Source organism: Victivallis sp. (assembly GCF_048170485.1).
Lineage (GTDB): Bacteria > Verrucomicrobiota > Lentisphaeria > Victivallales > Victivallaceae > Victivallis.
The window spans coordinates 1-10866 of sequence record NZ_DBEXAY010000125.1 but is presented as its reverse complement, the minus strand read 5'-3'; the positions used below and the strand labels follow the sequence as shown (position 1 = coordinate 10866).

The 10866-nt window shown below is 53.4% G+C and carries 7 protein-coding genes; all 7 read left to right on the top strand.

Going from position 1 to position 10866, the window contains the following annotated elements:
- The first annotated feature begins 92 nt into the window (after positions 1-92).
- The 7 genes from ACMLHG_RS06635 to ACMLHG_RS06605 all read left to right on the top strand — a co-directional run bounded on the left by ACMLHG_RS06635 (position 93) and on the right by ACMLHG_RS06605 (position 10728).
- Positions 93-1892 carry an exo-alpha-sialidase gene (locus tag ACMLHG_RS06635; RefSeq protein WP_417169985.1) on the top strand — a complete coding sequence of 600 codons (1800 nt, stop codon included), beginning with the start codon at positions 93-95 and terminating at the stop codon, positions 1890-1892.
- 6 nt (positions 1893-1898) lie between these two features.
- Positions 1899-2948, top strand: a complete 1050-nt coding sequence (locus ACMLHG_RS06630; RefSeq protein ID WP_417169984.1) for a substrate-binding domain-containing protein — start codon at positions 1899-1901, stop codon at positions 2946-2948.
- A gap of 25 nt (positions 2949-2973) precedes the next feature.
- Positions 2974-3612: a prepilin-type N-terminal cleavage/methylation domain-containing protein gene (locus tag ACMLHG_RS06625; protein WP_294433956.1), complete on the top strand. Its 639-nt coding sequence runs from the start codon at positions 2974-2976 to the stop codon at positions 3610-3612.
- Positions 3613-3655: 43 nt separating this feature from the next.
- Positions 3656-4903, top strand: coding sequence for a sugar-binding domain-containing protein (locus ACMLHG_RS06620; protein ID WP_417169983.1), 1248 nt, complete (start codon positions 3656-3658; stop codon positions 4901-4903).
- Between the two features lie 7 nt (positions 4904-4910).
- A complete protein-coding gene (locus ACMLHG_RS06615; protein ID WP_417169982.1) occupies positions 4911-8417 on the top strand; it encodes a beta galactosidase jelly roll domain-containing protein in 3507 nt (1168 codons plus the stop codon).
- 291 nt (positions 8418-8708) lie between these two features.
- Positions 8709-9782: a GntR family transcriptional regulator gene (locus ACMLHG_RS06610; RefSeq protein WP_417169980.1), complete on the top strand. Its 1074-nt coding sequence runs from the start codon at positions 8709-8711 to the stop codon at positions 9780-9782.
- A gap of 208 nt (positions 9783-9990) precedes the next feature.
- Positions 9991-10728: a prepilin-type N-terminal cleavage/methylation domain-containing protein gene (locus tag ACMLHG_RS06605; RefSeq protein WP_417169979.1), complete on the top strand. Its 738-nt coding sequence runs from the start codon at positions 9991-9993 to the stop codon at positions 10726-10728.
- Positions 10729-10866 lie beyond the last annotated feature (138 nt).

The following is a 10866-nucleotide window of genomic DNA, read 5'->3' as shown; positions in this document are numbered from 1 at the left end:
AAAAAATTTCTTCTTCTCTTGACAAACAGGTTGGTATGTGGTATAATTATGGTATGACTTGAAATAAATCTCCTAATTTCAGGACAACACCAATGGGCGGAGCCAGCATTACCGAACTTTTTCGAACCGTTCATGACCCCGTGGTGACCGGTCACAGCGGGTTGCATGCCGGCCGTGAACTGATGATGCTCCCGGGAGGAGAAATTCGTCATTACGGAGCTCATTTCTACCGTGACAGGAGTGGGAAAAATGCAGCATTGCCGGTGGTGCGCCGCAGTTTTGATTATGGGATCAGCTGGCTTTTGGAACCGGTGACCGGGAAAACTCCGGGCGCTTCCATTCGAAGTCCTTATTCCGGTGATTATCTCACCCTTCGTCGAAGGGCGAAGCAGCCAGACAATTGGCATGAGTTCTGGCCGTATGATCTGTTCCCGCTGCCCGGTGATGTACCGGAAGGGGTCTATGTATTTCGCTCGAACCATCCTGACGACAGGTGGGAAATGGAACAGATCTTTTCTGATCCTATCCACATTCAACGACAACCACTTCCTCTGCGGAAACGTCAGCGATGGCTGCTCGGTGCTGAGCAGTGGATTGACAAAACGCTCTATCCGGTGGTTCTTATTTCCGATGACGATGGCCGCAGCTGGCGGAAAACAATTTTGCCGCCTCCGCCGGTTCATACTGTCGCATGGCCGCACAAGGGACCGCGCTGGCTTCAGTGCGGCTGTGAACCGGTGATCGCCGAGTATCCGGATGGGCGGCTCCATATGCTGTTGCGAACCTCGACCGACCGCCACTGGCAATGCTTTTCCGAGGATGGCGGGGAAAGTTGGAGTTCTCTGGAACCGTCGCCGTTTTACGCGGTTGCGACAATGCCGAACCTGACGACTCTTGCCGACGGTCGACTGCTGGCGGTTTGGAACAATACCTCTCCGCTGCCGGAACTCGATCATGCGCTTCAGACAGATTTGGACGAGGATGCGCGCAATGGCGTATGGGAGGATGTATTTACCAATCGTGATGTGCTGCATGCCGCGATCTCCGACGATATGGGAAAAACCTGGATCGGTTTCCGGGAACTGTTGCTGAATCCCATTCGAAATTACAATGATTTCCGCACGATCGGCGGCTCCTGGGTATTGAGGGATAAGAGCATCCACCAGACTCAGGTTCTGGAACTGCCGGAAAACAAGGTTCTTGTTGCACTTGGTCAGCATCCTTGTTGTGAAGCGTTGCTTCTGTTTGACCTCGACTATCTCTATGAGAGAGAACGTCGGGAGGATTTTAAATCCGGTCTGGTCAACTGGTCGATACATCAGTATGTGCGCAGTCATTCCGGCGGGTTCTGCTATGCCGGGCATTGTGCATGGAATCGACGGCCTGGCGCCTCGCTGATTCCTGCCCCGGACGGGTCTCCCCGGGAAATGCTGCAGATTGCCCGCCATCCGGATTGCCGGCTTCTTTATGAAAAAGAGGGGGCGGTCTGGAACTTTCCTGCGGTTCGTTGCGGAGTGCTGAAACTGCGACTGATTTTGATGCCCGGCTCCGCAGGAATGCGCATTACGCTGACTGATCGCTGGTTCAATCCGGTTGATCCGGTCGTACATAAACTCTCGCCATTTGTTCTCGAGCTGGATTCCGCGGGGCGGATCGAAGGCGTTCCCATGTTGACGCCGGGAAAGGAGTGCGAGATTGAAATTTCATTTGATCAAAATGCAGGAAGTCTGCGTTTCCGGTGCGGAGAGCTGGCCGGAGAGTCTCCGCTTCGTCAACCGGTCGACGGTGCGATGAGTTATCTGCACCTGCAAAGTTTGTCGGAGGGAAGTGATCCTTTCGGCGTCCTGATTGCCGCCGTGGAAATGCGTGGCGAAAGACTCGGGGAGGAGTGATTTTTCATGGAAGAGAAACTAATCAGAGAGCCGCTCTACGAAAAACTCAAGAAAAAGCTGCTCTCAACCATCGAAACGGAGAATCTGCACATGCTTCCCAATGAACGGGAGCTTATGGCGCGATTCGGTGTTTCACGCAATACGCTCAGACGTGCGATTTTCGAGCTCACCAAAGAGAACATCCTCCGGCCGGTGCAGGGGATCGGCACGATTGTCTACCCGGTGCCCGAGATTGTGGAAAACAGTCGGATTCTGATTGTCTGTGATCGTGAAATGAGCGTATTTCAACAGGAGGTGTTCAACCTGCTGCTCTTCCACCTTAACAACAGCCGTCTCAACACCATCGTTCTGATGCTGGACAAGGAAAATGTCGACGTCGACCGATTTGACACTCTGCTCAAAACTTGTGATGGGGTTGTGATCGATCAACTCTGCAGCTATTCTCCGGTCATTCTCGAACGCATCCGCAAGACCGGCAAGAAAATGGTCTGTCTGCGCTGGCGCCCCGATTTTCCCGGCGTCCCTTTCGTTGCGGAAAATGTCAATGCAGGATTCCACCGGCTGGCCCGTCATCTGATTGAGCTTGGTCATACCCGGATTGCCTATGTCGGCAACATTTTGGATCAAAGACGGATGATCGGGTTGGAAAAGGCATTTCAGGAGAGCGGGTTGGAGCTTTTGCCAGAATTGACATTTCATCTTGAAAACGGCTACCGGGAGGAGGGATATCAGGCGGCAGATTCCCTGTTGAAAAGCGGTCGTCGATTCACTGCCGTCATTGCCCACAATGATGCCTGTGCACTCGGAGTTGAAGAGCGATTGCTGATTGCCGGACTTCGTATTCCGGAAGAGGTCTCTATCACGGGCTTCGACAATCTGCGGGAGAGTGCCTGTTACCCTGTTCCGCTGACGACCTGCTGCGGAGATCCGGAGCGGATGATTCATGAGGCCATCGCGTATCTCTTCAGCACCAGAAATTCCGGGATGATGCTGGAAAAGATGTTCGAACCGCGGCTGATCGTCCGGCAATCGACGGCAAGAGTCCCGATGCAATAACAACTGATGTAAAGAAAGGGAAATCATGAAGAAAAACACTCTTTTTACGCTGATAGAATTGCTTATTGTTATTGCTATCATTGCCATTCTGGCTGCGATGCTGCTCCCCGCGTTAAACCGGGCGCGGGAAAAAGGCAAAACGATCTCCTGTGCCAACAATATGAAACAGATTGGAACAGGATATCAGCTCTATCTTGATGCTCATAACGGGTACTTCTATAAAGGCGGTTTTTCCGATGGCAGCGATACCTGGATGACGCCTCTCTGGGGATATGAAGTCGGCACAAACAAAAAGGGCGGCACGATCTATGTCGACCGCAAATTCATGTTGAATCCTGCTGCGGGCAGCGGTGCAATCGGCTGTCCTGCTCAGGCTGCCTACGGTACTCCCTGGGCATATGCGATAAACTACTTTGTTTTTGCGGAAGTGGCGCCCCGGATGGTTCATTCTCGGATTCCACACCCTTCCCGCTCTCTCTGGATCGCGGAAAATGGTTTCTGGATTGTCAATTCCGACGGCGCCGGATGGTCGCAGGACAGCAAATATCGGATTGTTCACTCCGGTCGCAGCAACTTTCTCTACCTCGACGGCCACGTCGGTTCCCGGCCAGGAGGAGAGTATCGCAAATACTCCATCCCGTTCTGGCGTACCAGACAACCTTGACAGGGATTGATTTCTGAAATTTTATCATAGGAGGAGAAAAAGGATGAGAAAAAATTTATTTTTGCTCTGCTGTCTGGTACTGATTGTCGCAACCGCCCATGCTGATTATCGTTATGTTTTTTCCAAAGAAAAAAATCCTCTTCGGGAACTGTCTGTTGCCGCCTCTTCCCTCCCGCTGATCGGCAGCAAGATCTCCTGGCAGAACGGGGTGTTGAAAAGTGCCGACTGTCACCTGGTTCTGTATGCTCCGAAGGAGTTTTCCAACGGCCGTGTCAGCCTCAAGGCTCGTGATCGCTACGAGAGTTCCGTCGCATTGATCGCCCGGGCGAACAAGAATTTCAGCGCATTCTATGCCTTGGAAGTGTGCCCCTCGCAAAAGAAGGCCTTTTTCTACCGTTTTATCTATGGTGAGCCCGTAAAACGACAGGAGATCCCTTACGGTGGAGGACGGGAATTCACTCTTGCACTCGATTTTGACGGGAAAGCCGTCGTCGCCTGGATCAATGGGCGGAAGGTCGGGGAGATGCCCGATGACGGCAGGTTGAAATCGGGCCTCGCCGGTATTCGCGGCGGCTTCTGGACCAATGCGGAACTCAAGTTGCTGGAATACCGCGCCGCCATTCCGGGAGGGGATACACCGACGGCGGAGCAGCCGCTTATGAAACCGGTGGCAAACATCAGAAAACTCAATCTCAAGAATATTCTCAACTGGGACCTCGCGAAAGCGTATCGCAGCACAAACGGCACTCGACACACTGTAAGTTTGAATCAGGTCTGGCGGTTTCGACCGGTTGCCGATCCGCAGATCCCGAAAACGGAGCCGGAGGCGGAATGGGGATATTTCGTCGTTCCCGGCTACTGGGCGAAAGGAGCCATCAGCAATTTTATGCGGACGGAGGATGGTACCGCGGTGAAGGAATGGCGGGGAATCCCGTTTACCCGCGGGGGCGCCTCCGTCTGGTATCGTCGAACCTGCAATATTCCGGCGGATTGGTGCAACCGCAAAGTGGAACTTGTCATTGAAGATCTCTGTGGAACGGCGGAGATTTATGTCGGGAAACAAATGGTTGCTCAAAAACGCGATCCTGCAATTGGAGTGGTGCGAGTCGATGTCTCACGGGCGTTGCGGTATGGAGAGAACAACGAACTGCGAATTCGCAACAGTGGAGAGCTCAATTCTCAAACAGGGCTCGGCAACGTCCGCTTTCAACTTGCGCCGGAAGTGAATTTCGGTGAAGTCGGTATTGTGACCAGTGTTTCGGCGAAGACGTTGACTCTTTTTTTTTTGTGAGAGTTCTGTGCCATCCGGCAGTTTGATCGATATTCAGGTCAAGGACCGGAACGGCGGGAAGCTGTATCAGGAACGACGTTCTTTTGAGAAAAAAATCCAATGCCGGTGGATGCCGCCGGTTCTGTGGTCGCCGGATACGCCGGAACTTTATTTTCTGGAACTTGCGATTGTCACTCCTGACGGCAAAGTCCCCGATCGCACCGTCATCCGATTCGGCTTTCGTGAATTTACTGCTCGCGACGGCCAGTTCTTTCTGAATGGGAAGCCGATCATTCTGAAGGCGGAAACTGCCATCCCCAACAAGGGAAGCTGGTGGGGACTCGACTATCTGGTTGACCGTCGTTTTCTAAAACCTCTTTTTACTGCTTACAAAAAATTAAACCTGAACTGTACTGTTCTCAACGGCCCTCCATCCGAAGAGATCCTTTCCCTGGCGGATGAGATGGGCCTCATGCTGCTGGTTTCCGGCCGTACGCTCAGCCACGCGGAGCTTGATCGGAACAGCGAAAGTGCGTTGAAAAAATTGGAAGATTCGTTGCGGGAGATGGCGAAGGATCCGGTCTATTTCAGACATCCTTCTCAAATAGGATTTCGAATTGACGTCTGGTATGGTTACAATGCCGGCTGCACCAATCCAAACTACGTCGGGTTGAAACAGGGGGATCCGAATCAGAGTGGAATTTCGGCTCTGCGCAATCAGCGCCTTAACCGGATGGCGGCTCTTTATCGGAAATATTTTCCGGACCAGGAGTGTTTTACCGGCGGCTCCGGTGCGGTCGGCAACATTTACGGGACTCACATCTATCATACCTGGGGCGCTCCCTCCACCGAGCTGCGCGCCTTTTTCGAAGAGTGGAGCCGGAGGCGGGAAATGCCTGTTTTTGTCGGCGAAACCTATCTTCCCTATATCGGCAGTTTTTTCGATCTTGAGAATTTTCATGGCGGCGGCGTGCCGTACATTACGGAGAATGCAGCCCGAGTTCTTGGAGACGCCGCCTATCGTTACCGTACTTCGTTAAGTCCCCGGCCATTTCACGAACGGGGAGCTGCCGGCTGGTTCTGGAATACGACGGAAAACAAGGCGGGAGGTGTCTACGGTTTTGCCGTCGATGCTGCCAGTGCGGTGACAGCAGAATATCTCAAGGAGATCATGCCCGGATGGCGTTTCCACCGGCTGACCGGGTATGGCAATTTCGATTACACGGAAGCGTCGTTTGCCATGCAGCGAATCGCGCCTGACACTTTGCCGGTTTCCCGTGACTACAGTGATTTCAGTTTCAAACCGGAAGGGTTCGACAACGGCAATGCCCGCAGCTCCTGTACGGATCCGCGTGTTCCCGGTTATGATCTGCGTCCCACCTTGCTGCAGGCGCCTTTTGCGCATGCGATGGCGGATGTGAGTGCCGCCATTTTCGATGGAGAAGAAGATCCTCTTCTGCAGAATCATTCCGGCTACGGTGGAGATACGTTGAAAAAAAGTGTGATGCTGTTCAATGATTCTCCCCGACGGGTCAGGTATCGACTGACGGTCACGCTTTCCGACTCCCAGGGGCGCGAACTCCCGATCGATGAAAACAATGTTGAAGTTGCTCCATATGAAAACAAATTAGTTCCTGTCTCCGTTCCGCTGCCTACCACCGGCGACCGTTCGGAATGGATTTTGCGTGTCATGCTGACGGGAAAAGAGAAGAACTTCCGGTTGGAATTCCCGATTCAGGTGTTTGCCCGTCCGGTCGAGCTGAAGCTCGCTTCTCCGCTCCATGTGTGGGACCCGGAAGGGAGACTGGTTGCCTGGTTGCAGGATCGTCATCCGCTGAAACGACTTGAAACTCTTGATCGGCTTCCCGACTCCGGCATTCTGATCGTAGGACGCGGAGCGCTGTCGAAACTTCGTCGGATGCCGGATTGGACTGCGGCGGCGGAAAAGGGTCTGAACATCCTCTTTCTGGAACAGCAGCCGGGGGTTTCTCCTGAACTCATGAAAACCAGGACTCGTCGAACCTATATCAATGCGCCGGCTCATCCGGCGTTTGAAGGACTCCGCGATGTCGATTTTTCTTTCTGGCAGGGCAGTTTTTCCCTTGCTCCGGCAAAAGTCTCAGATGGCGCCGGGATTAACTGGTCTGATTGGGGAAACCGCAACATGGTGGCCTCCTATGCCTTCCGGCGTCCGCAGCACGGCAGTTTCATCTCTCTTCTGGTCAGTGGCTTCGACCTCTTTCAGACTCCGCTGCTGGAACGTCGGACCGGTCGTGGCATCTGGATCGCATCACAGTTGGAAATCACGGACCGCCTGGGGCGTGATCCGGTGGCGACCCGGTTATTCGACAATCTGCTCCGCTATCTGGATCGGCCGGCTCATCCGGCAAAGGTGCTCTTTTTCGGCGGGAAAAACGGCAGAAAGCTGATTGATCGTTTTCAGATCAACTGCACGGAGGTGAACACTCTCTCCGACGAGCTTCTGAAGCCGGCGGATCTTCTGATTGTCGCCGACCCGGATTGGGAGGCGTTGAAACGTTACCGGATGGAATTGAACGATTTTGTGTACTTTGGCGGCCGGGTGCTTTACTGGCATGCGGGAGGAAGTTTTGATCCCGGCTGGTTGCCGTTTACCATGAATCTTGCAGAAGCGACAGCTCCGCGTGCGGCAATCTCTGGCGAGGCGGATGGCGTCTGGCGCAACGGCTACGGGAACAGTGAATTCTACTGGAGAGAAAAGAGGAATGTTCCGGCGTTTGAAAAGGTACCGCCGCACTTTAATGCGACGACTCCGGCGGTGCTGGTTCGAGGTCGATTCGGTTCGGGAGAGTGGATTTTTACAACATTGTCTCCTTCGCTTTTCGGCTCTTCTGCCGCAACAGGAAAAACCGTCCGGCTGCTCTCTGCACTTCTCTGTTCGTGCGGAGTGCAAATTTCCAATACGGCTTCTCCTTTTGTGTCAATTGCCGAAAGTGCAAAACTGGATTTGAGTGAACAAAAGTGGGAATTCGCGCTGGACGAGAAAAACATTGGAATTCGCGATCAATGGCAGGTCGGCAAGGGGGAGGCCCGCTGGTTGAAAGGACTGATCGCTGACGGTATCGAGGTGCGTGTAGGACAGCCGTTTGAATCTTTTCTGCGTTATGATTACAATGGTTGTGCCTGGTATCGTTTGACGTTCGATGCTCCGGATAATCTTCTGGACGCTCCTCAGCTCTATTTCTCTGCGGGGGCGATTGATGATACCGATGAGGTCTGGCTCAACGGCGTGAAAATCGGTGCAACAGGCAATGACGTACCGAAATACTGGGAGGCAATGCGCAATTATCCGATTCCGCACGGACTGCTCAAGAAACGTGATAATCTGCTCGTTGTTCGAGTTTTTGACGAGAAGGGCGGGGGAGGTATGGTCAAGGGACCGGTGATGCTTTCCGAACGAAAGCTGGAACAGACTCCGCGTCTATGGCAGACGCCGTGGCCGGAGGGGGCGCAACATGATTATGAATACAAAGCCGATCTGGTCCGCATGTATTGAAAAGATTCTCCCATGCTCCCGTTAAAGCCTGTCCGACATGGAGGCGGTTCGGGAGCTCCGAGGGCAGGATCTCGCCGTCAACGACTCCGACGGGGAGCACCGCAAATGCCAGCTGGTGTGGAGCGGGAATCAGGAGAGCTACCGGGACCGTTCCCACTTCCGTCTGCTCCGCTTCGCTGATTTTAAAAAAAGTGAGACGCACGACGCATTTCTTCCTTGTTTTTCGAGATTTCCGCTGTACGGTAAACGCAGTAAAGGAGCGGCGAATTCAGAATCCCTGCCGGGCTCGAAATGAGAAACTACCGAAAACTTGCGGATGTTCACAAGGAGTTGCGCGAACTGGTCTTTTCTAGGCGCGTAAAAGGTGAGACTCATCTCGACGGCGAACGGAGTCTCGCCGAGCTGCTCCATACCGGGCGTCCTACCGTCAGCAAGGCGCTTCGGCTGCTGGAGGAGGACGGCCTGATCCAGCGGACGAAGAGCGGTGTGGTGATCGAGCCACTCCGGCAGAAATTCCGCTACGCCTATGTCGCGGCGGTGCACATGATCAACAATACCTTCTGGTTTTCTGCCTACAAGGAGCTCTGGCTGGAGCTGGAGCGGCTGGCCGGGCGGTGCGGCATCCAGATCGAACTGCTCCCCTATGACTCCGACCTGCCGGAGCAGCTGCCCGAGTTTCAAGCCCGGCTGGCTGATTTCGACGCAGTCTTTTTCTCGTTTGCATTTTTCCCGAGAGAATTCTTCGACAATCTGCGGCAGCAGAAGGCGCCGAAAGTGTTCTTCCTCTCGGAGCTTTTGACGCATGAAGGATTTCCACTGTATGCACTGGATAATTTCGAGTCCGGCGCCATGGCGGCACGCATTCTGCTGGAGCGAGGGTACCGTCATCCCGCGCTGCTGGCGCCGAAAATCAACACATCATCCATCGATTTTCGACGTCGTATCGACGGGTTTTCCTCCGTCATGGAGGAAGCGGATTCTCCCTTTCAACTCTTTTCCTCAAAACTTCTGGCGGGAGTGGAGGAGCTGAATCTGCTGCAGCAATGTGTCACACAACTTTCCCGCCGGGGGTTTGACAGCATATTCTTTCTCAATGATACCTGGGTTATGCTGTGTGAGCCGTTGATTGAAGCGGGAATGACGCCGAAATTCGGAATTCTCGCCTTTGACGGCAACATGACCGCCAGCACCCACAACCCGCCGATCGACACGCTCACCCCCGGCACCATTCCGCTGGCACGGAAAGTCTGTGAAATCATCTTCGACTGGGAGACCGGACATTTCCGTTATGATCCGTCAGTCCACTTCCGGATTGCTCCGGAATACCTTCGCGGCAGAACTCTGCGTACCGGCGAAATCAGCTGAAGTGGCAATATTCTGGAATTATCGGCTGGAAATATAGCCAGTCGCTTTTTTTTTGCCGTTTTTTTTCTATAAAAACTATTGTTGTTTGCTGGAGTTTATTGTATAATTTAACTGAATGGAGACCGTGGCATTTGCTGCAGTTGCCGACAACAAACTCGGACCCGGCAACCGGAATCGGGATATGAACCAGGTCGGAAGGAGGAATGTAATGACAAATCGAAATGTATTTACTCTTATCGAACTCCTTGTAGTAATCGCGATCATCGCGATTCTTGCGGCGATGCTGTTGCCGGCGCTGAATAAGGCGCGATCGCGAAGCAAGACGATCTCCTGTGCGGCGAACTGCAAACAGTTGGGAACCGCCCTGATGTCGTACACCATCGATAAAGCCAGTTATCTGACCGTTGCGCTGTCGCCCGACACTACCAGCAGGAGCGGGTTCTGGTCACGTGAGCTGGCACCCTATGTTGGCCTCACCGGCAACGAGGATGAAATCGGTCTTATCAAATACGACGATCAACGTCTTGTCACCGGCGTATTCCGCTGCCCCTCTTTTACCGATGAAATGGCTATTGCCGCAACAGGTTCCGCCGGTTCCATCTATTCCGCAATCGGTTATGGCTGGAATCAGCAGATGGGGATCCGGGATCACACCTACTCCCCCGTCCGCATGAAGATACAGAATGTCCGCCAGCCTTCGCGCAAGGTGATGATCGGTGACACCACCGACTGGATCAACAGCACCAGCAATGCATTGCGAATTATTTATCCGGAATACAGGTACTCCAGTCCGTACCCCCTTCCCTGCGTCGGCGACCGGCACGGCGGAGGGGTGAACATGGTGCTGGGAGACGGCCATGTGGAGTGGTTCCGGCAGGATGTCCTCCGGGCGGCACCCGCTCTCGGTATGGATCAAAGATGGCGTTTCATGCCGGCAATGAACTAGGTTGTGTCGTCAATAGATTTGTGCTATATTATGCAAACGTCAAAAAAAGGATATCGGGAAAATGGCGAATGCATACGAACGACATGATATATCGGATGAATCTTGGGCTAAAATCGAATTTTTGCTACCGGGGCGCAA